Source organism: Corynebacterium sp. LaCa_70, from assembly GCF_058182015.1.
On the sequence record NZ_CP190914.1, the window covers coordinates 905,692 to 924,441 of the forward strand.

17 protein-coding genes are annotated in these 18,750 nt (G+C 55.4%); 12 read left to right on the top strand and 5 right to left on the bottom strand.

Translation table 11 applies throughout. The features are described 5' to 3' along the window. Positions 1-211: 211 nt before the first annotated feature. The 6 genes from dapE to ACP8MI_RS04145 all read left to right on the top strand — a co-directional run bounded on the left by dapE (position 212) and on the right by ACP8MI_RS04145 (position 5,213). Positions 212-1,348, top strand: a complete 1,137-nt coding sequence (gene dapE, locus ACP8MI_RS04120; RefSeq protein WP_026167769.1) for a succinyl-diaminopimelate desuccinylase — start codon at positions 212-214, stop codon at positions 1,346-1,348. Between the two features lie 122 nt (positions 1,349-1,470). After that, positions 1,471-2,205: an LOG family protein gene (locus ACP8MI_RS04125; RefSeq protein ID WP_026167770.1), complete on the top strand. Its 735-nt coding sequence runs from the start codon at positions 1,471-1,473 to the stop codon at positions 2,203-2,205. Then, on the top strand, positions 2,198-3,022 hold the full coding sequence (gene folP / locus ACP8MI_RS04130; protein ID WP_018119961.1) for a dihydropteroate synthase: 825 nt from the start codon (positions 2,198-2,200) through the stop codon (positions 3,020-3,022). Before ACP8MI_RS04125 ends, folP begins: the two co-directional genes overlap by 8 nt. A gap of 53 nt (positions 3,023-3,075) precedes the next feature. Beyond that, positions 3,076-3,849: a glucosyl-3-phosphoglycerate synthase gene (locus ACP8MI_RS04135; RefSeq protein WP_490290715.1), complete on the top strand. Its 774-nt coding sequence runs from the start codon at positions 3,076-3,078 to the stop codon at positions 3,847-3,849. Positions 3,850-3,851: 2 nt separating this feature from the next. After that, entirely contained in the window at positions 3,852-4,307 is a 456-nt protein-coding gene (locus ACP8MI_RS04140; protein WP_049148191.1) for a DivIVA domain-containing protein, read from the top strand. 9 nt (positions 4,308-4,316) lie between these two features. Continuing rightward, a complete protein-coding gene (locus ACP8MI_RS04145) occupies positions 4,317-5,213 on the top strand; it encodes a methyltransferase domain-containing protein (RefSeq protein ID WP_239211984.1) in 897 nt (298 codons plus the stop codon). Between the two features lie 13 nt (positions 5,214-5,226). Here the strand turns inward: ACP8MI_RS04145 and ACP8MI_RS04150 are convergent, their stop codons facing one another. After that, on the bottom strand, positions 5,227-6,708 hold the full coding sequence (locus ACP8MI_RS04150) for a GH32 C-terminal domain-containing protein (protein ID WP_425654450.1): 1,482 nt from the start codon (positions 6,706-6,708) through the stop codon (positions 5,227-5,229). Positions 6,709-6,828: 120 nt separating this feature from the next. Continuing rightward, positions 6,829-7,458 (bottom strand): O-methyltransferase, encoded by a 630-nt coding sequence (locus ACP8MI_RS04155; RefSeq protein ID WP_018119966.1) that lies wholly within the window; start codon positions 7,456-7,458, stop codon positions 6,829-6,831. Positions 7,459-7,636: 178 nt separating this feature from the next. Here ACP8MI_RS04155 and sigE point away from each other — a divergent pair, with 178 nt between their 5' ends. From sigE to tatB, 3 genes are read left to right on the top strand one after another with little or no spacing between them, the layout of a single operon-like run. Further along, positions 7,637-8,335 (top strand): RNA polymerase sigma factor SigE, encoded by a 699-nt coding sequence (gene sigE / locus ACP8MI_RS04160; protein ID WP_049168418.1) that lies wholly within the window; start codon positions 7,637-7,639, stop codon positions 8,333-8,335. Positions 8,336-8,349: 14 nt separating this feature from the next. Next, the gene (locus ACP8MI_RS04165) at positions 8,350-8,901 is read left to right on the top strand and encodes a hypothetical protein (RefSeq protein ID WP_049168417.1); all 552 of its coding nucleotides are present in this window, start codon (positions 8,350-8,352) and stop codon (positions 8,899-8,901) included. Positions 8,902-8,941: 40 nt separating this feature from the next. Further along, a complete protein-coding gene (gene tatB, locus ACP8MI_RS04170; RefSeq protein ID WP_049168416.1) occupies positions 8,942-9,463 on the top strand; it encodes a Sec-independent protein translocase protein TatB in 522 nt (173 codons plus the stop codon). A 74-nt stretch (positions 9,464-9,537) separates the two neighbouring features. Here the strand turns inward: tatB and ACP8MI_RS04175 are convergent, their stop codons facing one another. Beyond that, entirely contained in the window at positions 9,538-10,662 is a 1,125-nt protein-coding gene (locus tag ACP8MI_RS04175; protein WP_018119970.1) for an Mrp/NBP35 family ATP-binding protein, read from the bottom strand. A gap of 45 nt (positions 10,663-10,707) precedes the next feature. Here ACP8MI_RS04175 and ACP8MI_RS04180 point away from each other — a divergent pair, with 45 nt between their 5' ends. After that, complete coding sequence (locus tag ACP8MI_RS04180; protein WP_239211987.1) at positions 10,708-11,457, top strand: type 2 periplasmic-binding domain-containing protein; 750 nt, start codon at positions 10,708-10,710, stop codon at positions 11,455-11,457. On the opposite strand, the gene ACP8MI_RS04185 is transcribed toward ACP8MI_RS04180, so the two are convergent. Together ACP8MI_RS04185 and ACP8MI_RS04190 are read right to left on the bottom strand one after the other, a co-directional pair. After that, on the bottom strand, positions 11,441-12,343 hold the full coding sequence (locus ACP8MI_RS04185) for a fumarylacetoacetate hydrolase family protein (RefSeq protein ID WP_249606454.1): 903 nt from the start codon (positions 12,341-12,343) through the stop codon (positions 11,441-11,443). The two genes, ACP8MI_RS04180 and ACP8MI_RS04185, sit on opposite strands and share 17 nt — an antisense overlap. 128 nt (positions 12,344-12,471) lie before the next feature. Continuing rightward, the gene (locus tag ACP8MI_RS04190) at positions 12,472-16,248 is read right to left on the bottom strand and encodes a multifunctional oxoglutarate decarboxylase/oxoglutarate dehydrogenase thiamine pyrophosphate-binding subunit/dihydrolipoyllysine-residue succinyltransferase subunit (protein ID WP_144736670.1); all 3,777 of its coding nucleotides are present in this window, start codon (positions 16,246-16,248) and stop codon (positions 12,472-12,474) included. A 172-nt stretch (positions 16,249-16,420) separates the two neighbouring features. On the opposite strand from ACP8MI_RS04190, the gene ACP8MI_RS04195 reads away from it, so the two are divergent. After that, positions 16,421-17,998, top strand: coding sequence for a carboxylesterase/lipase family protein (locus tag ACP8MI_RS04195; protein WP_337891783.1), 1,578 nt, complete (start codon positions 16,421-16,423; stop codon positions 17,996-17,998). 24 nt (positions 17,999-18,022) lie between these two features. Next, entirely contained in the window at positions 18,023-18,721 is a 699-nt protein-coding gene (locus ACP8MI_RS04200) for a hypothetical protein (RefSeq protein WP_018119975.1), read from the top strand. Positions 18,722-18,750: the final 29 nt, after the last annotated feature.

Consider the following 18,750-nt stretch of genomic DNA (forward strand, 5'->3'; position numbering starts at 1 on the left):
GTGTAATAAATGCACGTTACGGTTTGCAGGCTGGCACCACGTGGTTGGCAATACCGCAATCTATGAACACCATCCTGAAGCCCTCGCGAATATTGGAAAAATCGCGGTAGGCTAGGTGACTGTGAATACACCAGAAGCCCGAGACACTCAACCACGCACGGAACAAGCAGAATCTGCCCAGCCTTCTGGCAAACAATCCCCTCAATCCGCTCTGCGCTTGGATTTTCACTCTGATCCAGTAGCGCTGACCGCGGCGTTAGTGGATATTGCGTCGCCATCCCATCATGAAGACACCATTGCCGATGCCATCGAGATGGCATTAATAGATGTGCAGAAGCAAGCGGCTGTAGATATCGAGGTGCAGCGCTATAACAACACAGTGTGTGCAAAGACTAATGCGGGGTTCGATACCCGCGTGGTACTCGCAGGCCATGTGGATACGGTTCCGATTGCCGATAACGTTCCGCATTCTATTGCTCACGATGCTGCGGGGCAGTTAGTAATGCATGGGTGCGGCACGACAGATATGAAGTCTGGTTTGGCCGTGTACCTGCATGTTTTTGCGCAGCTAGTGCATCACGGAAATCTGTCGTGTGATCTGACGATGATTGCCTACGAGGGCGAAGAGGTCGCTACTCAATACAACGGTTTGTACCATCTGCAGCGTGATCACCCGGAATGGCTATCCGGCGATTTCGCCCTGCTAGGAGAGCCGTCCGGCGGAATCATTGAGGCCGGTTGCCAGGGGACTTTGCGGCTGAAAATCGGGGCGCGCGGGCACCGAGCGCATTCGGCGCGGTCATGGTTAGGTTCCAATGCAGCGCATATTTTGGCCCCGGTCATGGTGAAGGTTGCAGACTATCAAGCACGCGAGGTGGTCATTGATGGTTGCACGTATCGCGAAGGTCTGAATATCGTGCACCTGGAGGCAGGCGTGGCAACCAACACGATTCCCGATGATGCCTGGATGTTTGTGAATTTCCGCTTCGCGCCCGATCGCAGCGAGGACGAGGCATTAGCGCACGCGCTCGAGGTATTGGGATTGGATGATCTTGCCGACGACTCGCCCCTGTATGTGGAGGTTGATGACAGCGCTGGCGCTGCACTGCCAGGACTCGGAGCGCCCGTGGCTCAGCGTCTGGTTGAAGCAGTGGGCGGTAATTTCCGTGCGAAACTGGGCTGGACGGATGTGTCCCGGTTCAGTGCGATGGGCGTACCGGCGGTGAACTTTGGTTGCGGCGATCCAGGTTTTGCACACAAACCCGATGAACAATGCCCGACGGCGCAGATTACCCAGGTCGCGGATCAACTTATTGACTACCTGAAGAAAGAAGAAATACCTTCCTAGTTATGGCTTCTCACATGGCTGCAGATCCTTCCCACACTGGTGCCACAGGCGGCTCGTCGGCGTCGGCACGTAGTACGAACGCAGAACCCACTGCGGACCGTTCGCCGCGGCGTGATGCTAGCATGCGTGGTCCCGTGATCACGCGTAATGAGACCCAGTCTCAATCGACCTATGACCAGCGGTTACTGGAGCGATCCGCTGATCACGACTGGATGCACGCGGACCCGTGGCGCATTTTGCGTATCCAAGGCGAATTTGTTGCTGGTTTCGACGCTCTCGCCAAGCTCCCGAAAGCCGTCACTGTGTTCGGCTCAGCTCGGATCCCGCGGGGCCACCAATACTATGACTGGGGTGAACAGATCGCGGCGCGACTCGTGGAACGCGATTATGCCGTGATCACCGGTGGCGGTCCAGGACTAATGGAAGCAGCTAATAAAGGCGCATTCGAGTCGGACGGGCGATCCGTCGGGCTTGGCATCGAACTGCCCTTTGAGCAGAGGCTCAATGACTATATTGGGCTGGGAATTCACTTTCGCTACTTTTTTGCTCGCAAGACGATGTTTTTGAAGTATTCGCAAGGCTTCGTCTGCTTACCAGGTGGGTTGGGGACCCTCGATGAACTCTTTGAAGTGCTGTGCATGGTGCAAACCAAAAAAGTCACGAGTTTCCCCATAGTGTTGGTTGGTAAGAAATTCTGGTCGGGATTGGTGGATTGGTTGCAACAGCGCTTGTTAGCCGAAGGCATGATTGATCACGCTGATATGGATCTGTTTATTCTTACCGACGATGTCGAGGAAGCCGTTGAGCACATCGTTTCCGTGCACACGCGCATTGCAGAGGCAGATGTGCATGACTGAGATCATGGCGATTATTAATCGCACCCCGGATTCGTTTTATGACAAAGGAGCGACCTTTGCTGAAGATTCCGCGCTGGCACGAGCAGATCAGGCCATTGCCGACGGTGCGAGCATCATTGACGTCGGCGGAGTGAAAGCAGGCCCCGGCGAAGAAGTCACGGCTGCAGAAGAAATAGATCGCGTTATCCCGACGATTTCTGCTGTACACGAACGTCATCCAGAAATCACGATTTCTGTTGATACTTGGCGGGCCGATGTTGCCGACGCCGCTATTAGAGCCGGCGCTGGATTGATCAACGATACGTGGGCAGGCTATGAACCCGAATTAATCGAGGTTGCTGGGGCACACCAAGTGGGATATGTCTGCTCGCACACGGGGGTTAATACACCCCGTACCCGGCCACACCGGGTTCACTATGACGATGTGGTTGCCGATGTCATTAAGCAGACCACAGCCCTGGCCGAACGTGCAGTATCGTGTGGGGTCCCAGAGCACAAAGTTTTTATCGATCCCACTCATGATTTCGGAAAAAATACCTTCCATGGCCTGGAATTGCTGCGGCGCTGCGATGAGCTCGTTGCTACCGGCTGGCCAGTGCTGATGGCATTGTCGAATAAAGATTTCATTGGCGAGACCCTGCAACGTGCCCCGCGTGAACGAGTAGTGGGAACGCTGGCAGCCACGGCCTGGGCGGCGGCCCGTGGAGTAGCCGCATTCCGCGTACACGAAGTGGCAGAGACTTTAGACGTCATCAAAATGACTGCTGCAATCAGCGGCGACCGAGCACCCGATAACACCATCCGTGGGCTGTTATGAGACCACAGCAAGGCTCAGACGCTCACGATCGCGTCTTTCGCGGGATCGACTTTATGCGTCACGTGAGTGTCGTCATCCCGGCGCTGAACGAAGAAAACACTGTTGCCTCGGTGGTTTCCGCCATCCAGGACGAAGCACCAGGTGAAATCATCGTCATCGACGCGGATTCCACCGACGACACCGCAACGCGTGCTAGGAGCGCGGGGGCACGCGTGGTCAACTGGCAGGACGCCGCGCCGGGGCGTGGGGTTGTGCCTTTGCCGGGAAAAGGAGAATCGCTTTGGCGCGGGGTAGCTGAGGCACGACACGACTTTGTGGTGTTCGTCGATGCGGATCTGGTCGATCCACCTGCCGGATTAGTGAGTTCGTTGGCGCAGCCGTTAGCCAACGATGCCAGGTTGCAACTCGTAAAACCCATCTATCGCCGCGGCTTCCACGGCGCGAGCGACGGTGGAGGCCGCGTTACAGAATTAACCGCGAAGCCGCTGCTGCGGCTATTTTTTCCTGAATTAGCGCAAATAGCACAACCGCTGGGAGGAGAATATGCGATTCGCCGTTCAGCAGCGCTGCAGTTGCCGTTCGTCGGTGGTTTCGGTGTGGAGGCTGGCTTGCTCATTGATACCGCAGAAAAATTCGGGGTTCCAGCGGTTACCCAGGTAGAACTTGGTACCCGCCATCACCGAAACAAACCATTAGCCGAACTCGCACCGATGGCAGATATCGTTGCGGCTACGATTAGCCAGCGCGCCGGCCTGGTGCCAGATTCTGTGCGAAAAGACTGCGCATTTGTAGAACGTGCGCCGTTACACGATTATGGGGTGCAATAACAGTGACGATCTTTTTGTCATGGATTTTTCTGCTCATTATTACCGCGATCATCGTGATATGTGGGGTCGTGGGGTGGGCCAAACTTTTCGGAACCGATGGTGCCGATGATGCAGCCGCCCGAGTCAGCGGTGCGAGTAACAGCGATGCGTATGCAGATTACGCACACGCGGAAAATTGCAGTGCGATTGGGCTAGCGAATCGGCAGGCAGTGTCTGTGGGAGACCTTGACGCCGTGGAATTTTCGGTGGTTCCACGCGGATATCGTGCTGATCAAGTCGATGCTGTTTTAGCCGAATGCCAGCGTGAGCTCATGAGATTACGCAGCGAACTCGAACATTTTCAGCAGAGCGACGCCGATGCCGGAGGGCCCGCAGATACGGCTGTTGACAAGACTGCCGATACGCAACAGCAGACAGCTGAACAACCAGAAGAAACACGCGGGATAAACGAAGGATAATCTAGCACCATGCTTGCTGAGGTAATTGATGTACTCGCTGACCCCAACGATGGCACTCCACTGCATGGAGACAATGACTTCCGCCGGTTAGTGTCAGAATCCGGACACAGCTTTGACGTCGCTAAGCAAGGCTATGTCAGCTTGCTTGCCGGGGCGGGAAGAAAACATGATGGCGATAGTGCTGGCATGATCCAAGCCCGGGAGACGTTTCTTGCCGGAGGGCATTTTGCGCCGTTTGTCGAAGCGGTCACCGAGGCGATGGTGGTGGCGACGGAAACGTCACTGGAATCTAGTCAAGATTCGGCACCAGTCATCATCGAATCCGGCGCGGGCACAGGATATTATTTATCTCATAGCCTCGACAGCATCGCCGGTGCTCGCGGGGTCGGATTAGACATTTCGACGCCTGCGGCGAAACAATTAGCGAAATGTCATCCGCGGGTTGGAGCGGTGGTTGCTGATGTTTGGCGCAGGTTACCACTTGCTAATGACTGCGCTGATGCACTTTCGGTCGTGTTCGCACCACGAAATATGCCAGAATTCGCCCGGGTATTAAAACCTGCCGGGCAAGTGGTAGTACTCACACCAGATACCGGGCACCTGGATGAGCTGCGAAAACCACTGGGGATCGTGTCAGTGGAAGAAGACAAAATCGCGCGGTTATATCAGCAGGCACACGGGATTCTCGAGCCAATTGGTAGCCCGCGCACGATTGAATTCGCCATGCGGTTAGAAAAAGCCTCGATCGCCGCCCAGGTGAAAATGAGTCCGTCTGCGCGGCACATTAGCGCTGAAGAATTAGAGCACCGGCTGGCAGGCTTACCAGAAAGTATGACGGTGACCGCCCGGGGCAGGATCGACTGTTTCACGAAACCAACCGCGCCCAACCGCGCCACGGGCAGGTAACCGAAATCATTGGCTAGTGCTCGTGACCACTGCGGTGCCAGTCACGCTCGATCTGGGCAGCACCGGTGGTGGCGGCGTCGATTCTCGAGCAGCCGCCAGCGAAATATACCCGTGAGGTCATAGCGACGCAGCCGCCATCGGCAAATACTTCCACCGTCGAGCCATCAACGATGATGGTCAGTGAATCACTGTCGCCGTCGGCAAGTTCTGCGGTGGCTGGTGCCTCATCCCGATAACGATCACTAGGGCCGACACTGCGGTCGATGCTGAGCGTGTGACCAGTATGTGTGATGCGGGCGGTTTCGTTGTCATCGGCGTCGAAAAGCGAGACTGTCAGTGCAGAGTCTTCATCGGAAGGGACCTCGCAAAGCACGGTATAGGCGTGGGCGCGCTCCGATGACGTAATTGCTTCTGGCAGGCCTGCTGGAGGGGTTTGATATAAGCGACCATCTTGCAGCGAAATCATGCGTGGCAGCGTGAGGGCGTTGGCCCAGCCTTCTTCGACCAGTGATGGATGCTCGGTGGGGTCATCATGGCGGCCGATGCCATTAATGAAACCGAACAATGCCGCCTCGGTGTAATAATCAGCCGGATTGTGTGAATTGATGGTGGACCCACGCACCGTGGTGTCTTTGGTGGTGTTTGTGTTACGTGGACGAGTGAAATCATGACCGTGATCAATACGGCGGAACGCACTGCGTACATGGAAGGTGGTGCCGCGCAACGTGCCGACCAAATAACCGGAAATATCGACGCCGGCGCGCTCCAAGGTCAACAGCAAAATATCGTAGATTTCTCCGTCGACTTCATCACGCAAACGCAGAATACGCGGTGCGACGATTGTCGACAGTTGGCCTTCCTCCGGGGACAGGTCCAAGCCAATCTCGCCATCGAATTCCAGCTCACCTTGCAGATCCCAGGATTGGCCGTCCTGAGAGGTGGCAATTACCGGAGTAGGGGTTTCCGCATCACCGGTCAGGGCAAGCATCAACCAGCCCGCATGCCCTGCTTCGCGGTCCACCGGGGTTTCCCAATTTGGTACAACGCACGGGGAACGAAACCGTTGGAAACCTTCCTGTGTTTCCAATACCGCCGAGACCCGGTTAACCGCCGGGTTTAATGCTGCGCGGTCTTCCGACAGTGGACAATCTGCGGTGAGCTCCCGCATTTTTGCGAGCTGAATATTGGTGCCGCCGGAGGTCACTGAGGTGAAATACAGGTTGGCATCCTGCTCACCTTCGCCATCGATAGGCACGACGGAACCGGCACGAACAGTGAGCTCACCGCCGACTGGTGCGAGGACATCATCGCATTCAAACCATGAGAATGGGTCGCCCTGCGAGACAGTATGTGCCCAGCGTGCGGGGCCCGGAACCTCTGGGCGATACTGGTAGAACACGTGCCAATCATTGCCGTCGAGCAGAACTCCAGCGGGGGCATCAAGTACACCGTGTTCCGGGGTGATGTGGAGTTCCGGTCGATGGATTTCCGTCATGATTTCTCCTTGCGTCATTGAACTCCCGACCAGGGTAGTGATGTTCGCGCCATCGTGCAGGAGTCGGTGAGTTGGGGCTAAGAGCTTGGCGATTAGTGCCTTGTAGTTAGAGCTTTGTGATTAGAGTTTTGTGACCAGCGTCAGCCCAGACCCCAGCGGGAGCCGGGTGACGATCGCGCCATCGAGTTCGCGACAATACTCGTCGGCAGCCAGCGCAGCCTGGGTAGCACGGTCATTCCGCGAAGAATCAGCCACCGTGCCGTCGAGAAGCGAATTAGCTAAAACTAAGGTGCCGCGTTGCCCCAGCAACGGCCAGGCGAGCTCGACGAGCTTCGGTAGGTCCGTCGGTGTGACATCGGCATAAATTACCTGGTAGGCAGCAGTGGCTAACCGGCCCATCACGTCGAGCGGGCGCGAGGGCAAGAAGCGAATCCGTGATGGTCCATACCCGGCTTCACGAAAAGCTTGCTTGGCATGTTGCTGATGTTCCACTTCAGGGTCAATGCAGGTGAGCACACCTTTGTCTGGCAGCCCCTGCAGAAGATACAACCCAACCACGCTCGATGCCGGGCTGACTGCAATGACTCCGGCGCTTTTTGGATTATCCGGATGCGTCGCGCTGGCGGTAAGCGTGGTCAATAATTGGCCCACCGTCGCATCAGGGGCTGGTAACGAGTATTCCGCGGCGTGGGCATGCGCTGCCTGCAAGCCTTCAGAAACCACGGCAGTGGAGTTGATGTATCCAAGCATTGCTGACACCGACGAAGTGTACGGGGAATTTTCTGAAGTAGACACACCAACAGTCTAAATCAGTCTTTGTGCTTTGTCCTTGTAGCGGGGAAGGCTGGGCCAAAATCTAGGCTGCTACGTATTCACAGTTAATGCTCAGCAACCGGGCTGGCTTTATTGAGAGACGTGTAGCACAATAATGAGCATGACGTTGCCGGAGGGTGTCCAGTACAGCCAGTACAGCCAGTACTGTCAGCACAGTGCAGAAAACGCAGGAAAGCCAGAAAACGCGAAAAATACCAAAGGCGCGGAGCCTGCTGAAAAATTGCGCGGAACAGAAGCTTTCGACGAAGGCGTTGGAGCTATGCCTAGCTGGGACGAGCTAGTTGCCGAGCACGCTGACAGTGTGTACCGACTCGCATTTCGTCTCGCTGGTAACCCGCAGGATGCCGAGGACCTTACGCAGGAAACGTTTATGCGCGTCTTTCGTTCTCTGCAGGATTACCAACCCGGCACTTTTGCTGGTTGGCTGCATCGCATTACGACGAACCTATTTTTGGATATGGTACGGCACCGGTCGAAGATCCGGATGGAATCGCTCCCGGAAGATTATGAACGATTTGCCGGTAATGGGATAACCCCCGAACAAGCGTATAACGTCGCCAATTTGGACCCAGCATTGCAAAAAGCGTTGGATGAGCTAGCCCCGGATTTCCGTGTTGCCATCGTTTTGTGCGACGTAATGGGGATGAGCTACGAGGAGATCGCCGCTACGCTGGGAGTCAAAATGGGTACCGTGCGCTCGCGGATCCACCGTGGCCGCTCCCAATTGCGTGCCCGCCTAGAAGATGACGCGGTACACAACGAAGAAACGCAGATCCTTTTGCGCACCCGCTAAAATCGTGGGGCACAATGCACAGTAGTTACACAGGAGGCGAAGCAATTTTTACGAAGACGCCTTCGACGCAGTCTGGTTCAGACAAACCTAAGCGCGCCCCGAAGACCCCAAAGACCCGGCGTCGCTTTGACCACTTGGGCCCAGAAGCCGTCGCTGCTTTTGTTGATGGCGAGATGTCCAGCAAGTCTGCTCATAATGCCCGGGTGCACTTGGTATTGTGCGAAAACTGCCGTGACGACGTGCACAAACAACGGCACGCGGCGCAAGCCCTGCGCAGCTGCAACGGGAATGATCAGGTGCAAGTTTCGGAATCGCTACTGAACCGATTACGCCGCATCGCCGGTGATGCCAGTGGCGCTAGTGGCGCTAGTGATGCAGCAGAAAGCAATTCAACAGAAGGCAATAGAGGCCAAGCCGCTGAAGTCACGGAGCTAGGGGGAAATACTTCTGCCTCTGCGGGAACGCCCCGAACTGAGCATACTGAACGCTCCCAGAAACAGCCTGATCTGCTCGATCGTTTGGAAAAACTTGCCCGAGCGGTGCGCCGCAGTAGCAACGGTAAATAGCAACCGAGAAATAACGACGCTTAGACGTTAAGATAGATTCGTGTTTTCCAATATCGGTTGGTCGGAGATAGGCGTCATCATTGTGGTGGCGATCATTGTCATCGGTCCCGAACGTCTACCCGCATTGCTGCAGGACGTCCGCGCAGCGATTTTTGCGGCACGGAAAGCGATCAATAACGCGAAACAAGAACTCAATGGCGAGTTTGAGGAACTTGGTTCAGAATTTGAACAATTCCGGGAGCCCATTCAAAAAGTCAGCCAGCTTAGTCGCATGGGCCCGCGTGCAGCCATCGCGAAAACACTGTTCGACGAAGATGATGATTTCTTCCAGCAGTTTGATCCGCGCACGATCCTGAAAGACGAAGGCCCTGCATCGTCTGCTTCGCGCGGGCCAGCAGCTAATCAAGCTAAGCCGCAGTCACACAACCAGACTCCACGAAACCCACAGTCACAAGCGCAACCACACGTGCAGTCACGACCGCAATCACAAGCACCGCGGGGAATGCACTCTCCGAATAGTGGTGGAGGAAAAGCCGAATTTAGCTGGACCGATGTTATTTAGTGCGGTGAATTAATACGGCTAGCAGCCAGCGCGGCATCGTAACGCAACGAGGCCGCGGTCAACCGGAATAAGACTTAATTTACACCCAGGCTGAGTGGTTTACCGGCCAGGGAATTGCGTCGTTTCGCTAGGCCATCAGCAATTTTGGTGATCTCTTGTGACGAAGGGCTGTCCGGCTCAGACAAGACCACCGGGGTGCCCTGATCACTGCGGGAACGCAGCGAAGGATCTAGCGGAACCTGCCCCAATAACGGCACGTCGGTGCCCACCAACGTCGTCAAGCGCTGCGCCACGATCTCGCCGCCACCGGAGCCGAATACATCCATAGTGGAACCATCAGGCAAAACCATTGCGCTCATATTCTCGATCACACCGGCCACGCGCTGCCGAGTTTGCTGCGATAACGAACCAGCACGCTCCGCAACTTCTGCGGCGGCTGCCTGTGGGGTAGTAACCACCAGCAGTTCGGCATTGGGAATCAACTGCGCAACCGACAACGCGACATCACCGGTTCCCGGAGGCAGGTCCAATAGCAGGATATCGAGATCGCCCCAGAAGACGTCGGCAAGAAATTGCTGAATTGCCCGGTGGAGCATAGGGCCACGCCACACAACAGGTGCGTTGCCCTCAACGAACTGACCAATGGAAATAAACTTCAGGTTATGTGCCTGCGGCGGCAGCAACATATCGTCGACAACCGTCGGCGCCTCGGTAGAACCGAGTAAATTTGGCACCGAATGGCCGTAAATATCAGCATCAACAATGCCGACCTTCAACCCTTGGTTTGCCAACGCGGCACCCAGGTTGACGGTCATAGAAGACTTACCGACGCCGCCTTTACCGGAAGCCACCGCAAATACGCGGGTGGTGCTTTCTGGTTTGGCGAAAGGGATCTCTGGTTCCCGCTGCGAACCGCGCAAAGAATTACGCAGCTCTCGGCGTTGCTCATCACTCATGACATCGAGCGAAACCGAAACATTTTCCACACCATCGATGTCCTCGACGGCGGCTTGGGTATTGGACTGGATGGTCGATTTCATCGGGCACCCAGAGATTGTCAGATAAACTTCGACGTTGACGTCGGCGCCGTCGATGGCAATGGATTTCACCATGCCGAGATCAGTGATTGGCTTTCCAATCTCGGGATCTTCGACGCGCGCTAATGCTTCGCGGACTGCAGTTTCTGTAATGGCACTCATTAGTGTCCATCTTAGTCCTGCTGGTGAATCTGTAAACTGCACAGCGTGGCTACCATTAAATACGTGAGAAATCGCTCGCTATCAGCAGCATGTGCAGGCCTAGTCCTGCTGCTGGCGGGATGTACGTCGGCTGACGACACAACTGGTGCTGTGGGAGCAAGTACACCTGGGCAGGCGGGGTCTGGATTCGGTGCTTCGTTGGACGAAAACCACGCAGTACGTATTACTGCTGATAGTTCTTCGACTGAGCAGGTGCTCTGGGCTTATATCTATCGTGACACGCTGCGCGAAGTTGGTCGAAAGGCGCAGGTGATTGCTGCCGAAGGTGCAACTACCGCGGACCGTTGGGAATTGCTGCGCACGGGTGAAGCCGATTTCATGATCACATGCACCGGTACTTTCGTGGAAGAACTTCACCCCGCGTTGGCTAAACAGCTTGTCGACGATGTGGATGGGCAAGAACCGAATACCGCAGATATTCATGAACAGATGCATCGTGAAGTGATGGGGCTGCTCCCGCCGGATATTGTGACGACTGCACCTTCTTCTGCTGAAGGATGCGCGCACGCAGGCGATGCGCTGCCGCAGGATTTCACTCCACTATTTAGCTCACGGCTATTTGATCGCGACACGACCGGTGAAATTCAAAAGGTCACTCGGTTAGTCGATGACCGTGCTTTAGAAGAATTGGAAGAAAAACTGGCCGACGGTCTCAGCATCGAAGATGCTGTAGGCCAATGGGCCAGCGTCAATGTCACGGGTGAGTCACCAGACTCCGTTAGCGATGATGCGTAATACGGGTAGTATTCGCAATAGTTCCTAGCCCGTCAATGGTGATCGTGACGGTTTCGCCATCGCGGATAAACCGTTGCGGGGTTCGCGCAAACCCGACGCCGTCTGGGGTTCCGGTTGCGATCACATCACCTGGCCGCAGAGGGTATATCTGCGAAATGAAAGAAATGAGCTCCACCGGTGGGAAAACCTGATCGGCTAACGGAGCCTCTTGCATTAACTCGTCACCGAGGTAGGTGCGCAGGCTTGCGGTGGAAAAATCAAAGTCGTCCGGGGTCGTTAGCCACGGGCCAAAACCACTGCTGGCACGGAAAGATTTGCCTTGGTGCCACTGGGGCGTGCGCCGTTGCGCGTCCCGCAAAGTGTAGTCATTAAAAACCGCGTAGCCGGCAATATAATCTTTGGCCTCAGCAGGGCTGACCTCATTAGCGTAGTCGCCGATAATGACGGCAAGCTCGCCTTCAAAATCGAGTTGCGCGGCTTTGTCCGCAGGTACCTTGACATCCGCATAGGGGCGGGCTAGTGCTTCGGGATACTTCGTGAACAGCGTGGGATAATCCGGAAGATCACGACCCATCTCGAGAATGTGCTCGGCATAGTTAAGGCCTTGACAAATAATCTTGCCGGGCCAGGGAATGACAGTATCGAGCTCACTCGTGGCGACCACTACTGGATCACCGGACTCGATCAAAGCTTCGTTGAGATGCTCACGCCATCCTGGGATGGCTAATAATTCCCCGACGTTGCGTACCGGGGTCTGCGCAGCAGAAAAGCCATGCAACGGCCGGACTGTCACGGCAGCAGAATCAAGAAAATTCCTGGATTCTGCGTCGTCGACAATCGCTACGTAGCGATCTCCATCGGGGGTTGCTACAGAGGCAAGTCGCATGGCTGTCGGGCCTTTCTCCGGTGGGGTACTGTGTTGTATCCCACCGTAGTCGTATTAGGCTCCGAATGTTGCTGGAAGTTAGGGGCTTCCTAATCAGCGCTAATCAGCGCTAGTAAGCACCGGGAACACTAGTCGGCGAAAGCTTCGTCGATAAGCTGCTTTTGCTCCAACTGGTGCACCTTGGCGATACCGGTGGCAGTCGAGGACTGCGCGCGGCGAGAAATGCGGCGCATCCGTGGCATATCCGGAAGCAACTCGTGCAGGTGCTCGTTGTAGAACGGCCATGGGCCCTGGTTGGCTGGCTCGTCCTGCACAAAGCGGACTTCTTCCATGTTCGGGAAGTTATCGAATGCTTCCGACAGGCGGTTGAACGGAATTGGGTGCAGCATTTCGATGCGTACGATCGCGATGTCATCGCGCTCGTCCTTCTGCCGACGCTTCTCCAGCTCGTAGTAGACCTTGCCGGAACACAGCATCACGGTTTTCACCTTGTCTGCATCGCCGATGACGTTGTTGTTGGCATCAACCAACCGTGGGTCATTGATGACGGAGCGGAACGAGGTGATGTCGGTGAATTCCTCAACCTCAGAGGTTGCCGCCTTGGCACGCAGCATCGACTTTGGCGTGAAGACCACCAGCGGACGAGACATGGTGCCCAGCGCGTGACGACGCAGCAGGTGGAAGTGGTTTGCCGGGGTTGATGGCTGGGCGATGGTCATGGAGCCTTCTGCAGCCAGTTGCAGGAAGCGTTCGATGCGAGCAGAGGAGTGGTCTGGTCCTTGGCCTTCGTAGCCGTGTGGCAACAGCAAGATCACCTTGGACAACTGGCCCCATTTGGCTTCACCTGAGCAGACGTATTCGTCGATGATGGTCTGTGCACCATTGACGAAGTCACCGAACTGAGCTTCCCAAGCGACAACAGCGTCGAGGTTTCCGACGGAATAGCCGTATTCCACGCCCAAGCCAGCAAACTCAGTCAGCGCAGAGTTGTAGGCTTCGAAGCTACCGCCATTACCGGCTTCTTGAGCCAAGGCATCCAGCGGGTTGTACTGCTCGGCGGTATTCGGGTTGTAGGTGACAGCGTGACGCTGGGTGAAGGTACCGCGCTTGGAATCCTCGCCGACAAGGCGTACTTGCTTGCCTTCGCTAGCGAGCGAGCCCAGAGCGATCAACTCGCCCCAGCCCCAGTCGATGCCGCCTTCGACAGCGGACTTGGCGCGCTTTTCGGCGATTGGTGCCACGCGGTTGTGCAATTCGAAGCCTTCTGGCAGATCCAGGTAAGCTTCGCCCAACTCGCGGAGGGTGTCGGCAGAAATCGACGTGTCCAGCCCACGCGTAAGTTCCTGGGAAGCAGTGATACCGGTCTGTTCTTGTGGACCGTTTTCTTCTGCTTCTTTGACTTCGTTGAATACGGATTCCATCTGGTCGCGGAAGTCGCGGGCAGCTGCCTCAGCGTCTTCTTCGGACAGATCACCACGGCCGATGAGTTCGTCGGTGTATTTCTGACGCACGGAATCGCGGTTACCGATGCGCTCGTACATCAACGGTTGCGTCATTGATGGGTCATCAGCCTCGTTGTGGCCGCGCAGGCGGTAGCAAATGAGGTCAATAAAGACATCTTTGCCGAAGCGACGGCGGTATTCGGTAGCCAGCTGACCAACCCAGACCACTGCCTCCGGGTCATCGCCATTGACGTGGAAGACCGGGCAATCGAAGCCCTTAGCCAGGTCAGTGGAGTACAGGGTAGAACGTCCAGAATCCGGGGTAGTGGTGAAGCCGACCTGGTTGTTCACAACGACGTGGATAGAGCCGCCGACGTTGTAGGCATCCAGTCCCATCAGGTTGATGGTCTCTTGGACGATACCCAGGCCTGCGAACGAAGCATCGCCGTGCAGCAGCAATGGGACGACGCGTTTGTCGTGGCTGCCTTCTACACGGTCCAGAATGTCCTGCTTGGCGCGTGCAATACCAACGACTACCGGGTTGACTGCTTCCAGGTGCGATGGGTTGGCGGTCAGTGTGACCTTGATTTCACCATCGCCGAACATCTGCAGGTGTTCGCCTTCAGCGCCCAAGTGGTACTTCACGTCACCGGAACCGCCAGCTTGGCCGCCCTTGTAGTTGCCATCGAATTCGTTAAAGACTTCTGCCAGTGGCTTGCCGACGATGTTGAACAGCACGTTCAAACGACCACGGTGTGGCATGCCGATAACCACTTCGTCGAGGTCTTGGCCAGCGGCGGTGTCGATGACGGAGTCCATCAGTGGAATTAGTGCTTCAGCACCCTCAAGGGAGAAACGCTTCTGGCCGACGTACTTCGTTTGCAGGAAGTTCTCGAAAGCCTCGGCTGCGTTGACCTTCTGCAGAATATATTTCTGTTCCGCATTAGTTGGCTTTGGCATCCCGGCTTCGAGTGCATCACGCAACCATTCACGCTCGTCGCGATCCATGATGTGGGTGAATTCCGAACCGACCTTCAACGTGTAGGCAGCGCGCAGGCGAGAAAGTACCTCACGCAGAGTCATGGATTCCTTGCCCCCAAATCCGCCGACGTGGAAGGTCCGGTCCAAATCCCACAGGGTCAGACCGTGGGTGCGGATATCCAGATCGCGGTGGTCCGGTGCTGGCAAACCAGGCTGCTTCCAGCGCAGCGGGTTGGTATCAGCAATCAAGTGACCACGGGAACGGTAGGCCTCGATGAGGTTCATGACACGGGTGGACTTATCAATTCCGGTATTCGGAATGTCTTGTGCCCAACGCATTGGCTCATACGGGATTTCAAGGTCGTTAAACAGCTCATCCCAGAAGGCGTCGTCGACAAGCAGCTGCGACATGGTGCGCAGGAACTCACCAGATTCGGCGCCCTGAATCACGCGGTGGTCATAGGTGGAAGTCAGGGTGACCAGGCGGCCCACACCGAGTTCTGCCAAGCGGTCCGAGGAAGCGCCTGCGAATTCAGCAGGGTAGTCCATCGAACCAACACCGATGATAGTGCCCAACCCCTTGGTCAACCGGGCAATGGAGTGACGGGTACCGATGCCACCCGGGTTAGTCAGGTTGATCGTTGCGCCCTGGAAATCAGCCGCAGTCAATTTGTTCTTGCGGGAACGGGCAACAATGTCGTCGTAAGCTTCAATAAATTCTGCGAAGTTCTTATCCTGCGCCTTCTTCAACGCGGCAACGACAAGCGCGCGGGAACCATCTTTTTGCGGCAGGTCGATAGCCAAACCCAGGTTGATGTCTTCAGGGTGGACTACGGTTGGCTTCTTACCGTCGACCAACTCGTAGCGCACGTTCATGTCTGGGTGCTTTTGCGTGGCCTTGACCAACGCATACCCAATAATGTGGGTGAACGAAATCTTGCCACCACGGGTGCGCTTTAAATGCTCATTGATAAGGGAGCGGTTTTCCCACATGAGCTTGACCGGAATATCACGCACAGAGGTAGCGGTAGGAATCTCGAGGGATTCGTCCATGTTCTTCGCGATAGCTTTGAACATGCCCTTGAGCGGCTTGGACTCGCCGCCGTCGTAATCCGGAAGATCATCCAAAGGCGATGGTGCCTTCTTCGGTGCCTTCGGGGCGACACCGCGCTTGTCGGCGCCGACCTTACTCTTAGCCTTCTGCGCAGACTCTTCCACGACAGATTCACGCTGTTGCTGCTTATGCGCCAGCGATTTCTGGGTTGGCGGGGCAATGTCTGCGGCTTCCTTACCGCCTTGGGCTTTAGTGGAATCAGAAGCTGATGCAGCGGACTCCGATGATGCCGCGATATCGGATGGTGCGCCGTGCTTGTCAAATAATTCGCGCCATTCTTTATCTACCGACTGCGGATCTTTTTTGTACTCCTGATACAACTCGTCCGCTAACCAGGTGCTCAAGCCGAAGGGATTGTTAGTGCTCACGGCAGGTGCTCGCCTCTTTCCGTTGATTTGCGTGCATTTGTTCTATCTGCGCTTTTGCTGTCATATCGACGCTTTCACCAAGCCTAATAGACAGTTTGCATTCATTCTACGCGCTTATTGCTCTGGATTTGGCACATGATATTCCTTGGTGTGGTCACTAATCTGGAATGCTATGGAAGAATCAGCGCATGTAACGGCAGACTACCCGCGTGTGCGCGTTAGCGGCGGCGAGATTCAAGGAGAAATCGTTCGCGATGGCACCATCGCCACATGGAAAGGCGTGCCATTCGGTGCACCGACCGGCGGCAAAGCCCGCTTCCGGCGACCGCGTCCCGTTCGTGGGTGGCTAGGAGTTCTGGATTGTACCCGTTACCAATCGCCGGCTCCGCAGCCTAATTATGGCCTAAACGATCGGCTAATTGGTGATGAAGACTGCTTGCACCTGGACATAGTTCGCCCACACACCACGGAAAAATTGCCCGTTGTGGTTTATTTTCATGGTGGATCATTCCTGATGGGGGCAAGCCACCAAAACATGTTGCGTGGGCACCGGCTGGCTGAAGCAATGAACGTGGTCTACGTATCGTTGAATTTTCGTCTCGGGGTTTTGGGATATCTTGACCTGCGCAGCCTTGGCGGCGATTGTGTCGCTAACCCTGCGTTGTGGGATCAAGTTTTAGCACTGCAATGGATCCAGGAAAACATCGCCAAGTTTGGTGGGGATCCAGATTCTGTGACGATCATGGGAGAATCTGCAGGTGGAGCCGCGGTACTTGCCTTATTGTGTTCTCCACCGGCACAGGGGTTGTTTCATCGGGCTATTGCACAATCGCCACCGATCGGACTGATCCATTCCAAAGCGCAATCCCAGTTATGGGCGCGCCAATTGCTTGCGCGATTAGGGATGGTTCCGGAAAGTACGGTAGAAGATTTACGCCAAGTCAGTGCGGATGAGCTGGTACGCGCTGGCATGTCGATGATGTGGCGGGGTGGAGAACTACAGTTTTTGAATTCCACTTTTGGCCCGACAGTGGAATCGGAATCCCTGCCAGAACACCCAATGGTTGCGTTCCAACAAGGCAAACAAGCTCGGGTGCCGCTCATGTTGGGCACCAACCTCGATGAAGCTGGGATAATGCGATATTTCTTTCAGCGCAGTACCCGCCGTGCAAAAGCTGGACGGCGCTTGCTGTATCCGTACGATCCAGAACATACCGATACGGTGCTAGAAGCGTATGGCGGTGCTCGTACGAGAGCAGAGTTTGCGGATTTAGTGACGGATGCTTTGTTTTGGGCGCCGACTATTCGTATCGCCAGTCATCACAATGAGTATGCACCGACGTGGATGTATCGGTTTGATTTCGCGCCCCAGCTGATGCGGAAATTGGGGATCGGAGCTGCGCATTCTTCGGAACTATCGAATGTCTTCGGCACCCCCGAAGCGTCGAAAACTCGGATGTTGGCAAAATTCGGCCGCGATGAAGCTGCCATGCAGAAATTGACCGACGAAATGCAGCGACACTGGGCGAGCTTCATTCGTAACGGAGCACCTGGATCAGATTGGCCACAATATAAGCCGCCAACTGAGGAACATCATTCACGCCCGACAATGATTTTTGATGCTGAGTCACATGTTGAATATGACCCGAAAGCAGAAAAACGCCGGGCCTGGAAAGGCTATGACGTCTTAGAATGGGGAGCTGGCCGGCCGGAGTTGTTGCGGGATTTGGGATTTTCCGTCGGTGATTAGCTTTGCCGTAGTACATTAGCGGTTATGAGCTTCTTCGAAGATATTGCTTCCGCACTCGATGCTGAAGGTATTGAATCTCGGGTTAATGGCGACGTTTTGTTCGTGCCAATAACATCAGATGTAGAAATTCAGTTTGTCGAAATCGATGCGGTTTTGCCTGCGGCAAATGTGTATATTGCAGCAGCTGATGTTGACGAAGATGATGAATACTTTGATGCAGCATTAGTATCGGTGGCATTCTCCGTGGATGATGCGGTCGCGACCGTAGCGGAACACATCGCTACTGATCAAGTCGTGACCGTGCTACGGGATTTGCTTGACGGACACGATGACCGCATTGCGGACCTAGAATTTGAGCACCACTATGTCGATCCCGGCGTGGTTGTGGCGCAAGTCGCGAGCTATTCACAGTTGCGGGTGCTCATCGAGGTCGTGGACGGCGATCCTACAGCGAAGCTGTCATTTATCACCTTCGATTCCGAGATGATAGAAGCTTGGTCACAGAATACTCAGGAAGGCACTGTGAGCGATCAAGCTGTAGAAGAATTCAACGAGGCAGCGTTTGCTCCTGGTGAGTTGATTCATGGTTATGAACCCGAGATTTTGGAGTTAGGTAGCTATACCGACTTTGACCGCTTGTTCGACGTGTTGTCATTGTGCGCGGACCAGGCCGAAGATTGGGAAGCGCGGCTGACACCGTGTGACGACGGTATTGAGCTTTAGCTCATTGCGCCGTAGTCCACTGAGTCATA

Excerpts from the sequence above, each read along its gene's own strand:
- ACP8MI_RS04125 (WP_026167770.1), top strand. The coding sequence starts at position 1,471 with ATGCGTGGTCCCGTGATCACGCGTAATGAGACCCAGTCTCAATCGACC.
- folP (WP_018119961.1), top strand. The coding sequence starts at position 2,198 with ATGACTGAGATCATGGCGATTATTAATCGCACCCCGGATTCGTTTTAT.
- ACP8MI_RS04135 (WP_490290715.1), top strand. The coding sequence starts at position 3,076 with ATGCGTCACGTGAGTGTCGTCATCCCGGCGCTGAACGAAGAAAACACT.
- ACP8MI_RS04145 (WP_239211984.1), top strand. The coding sequence starts at position 4,317 with ATGCTTGCTGAGGTAATTGATGTACTCGCTGACCCCAACGATGGCACT.
- ACP8MI_RS04150 (WP_425654450.1), bottom strand. The coding sequence starts at position 6,708 with ATGACGGAAATCCATCGACCGGAACTCCACATCACCCCGGAACACGGT.
- ACP8MI_RS04155 (WP_018119966.1), bottom strand. The coding sequence starts at position 7,458 with ATGCTTGGATACATCAACTCCACTGCCGTGGTTTCTGAAGGCTTGCAG.
- sigE (WP_049168418.1), top strand. The coding sequence starts at position 7,637 with ATGAGCATGACGTTGCCGGAGGGTGTCCAGTACAGCCAGTACAGCCAG.
- ACP8MI_RS04165 (WP_049168417.1), top strand. The coding sequence starts at position 8,350 with ATGCACAGTAGTTACACAGGAGGCGAAGCAATTTTTACGAAGACGCCT.
- ACP8MI_RS04175 (WP_018119970.1), bottom strand. The coding sequence starts at position 10,662 with ATGAGTGCCATTACAGAAACTGCAGTCCGCGAAGCATTAGCGCGCGTC.
- ACP8MI_RS04185 (WP_249606454.1), bottom strand. The coding sequence starts at position 12,343 with ATGCGACTTGCCTCTGTAGCAACCCCCGATGGAGATCGCTACGTAGCG.
- ACP8MI_RS04195 (WP_337891783.1), top strand. The coding sequence starts at position 16,421 with ATGGAAGAATCAGCGCATGTAACGGCAGACTACCCGCGTGTGCGCGTT.
- ACP8MI_RS04200 (WP_018119975.1), top strand. The coding sequence starts at position 18,023 with ATGAGCTTCTTCGAAGATATTGCTTCCGCACTCGATGCTGAAGGTATT.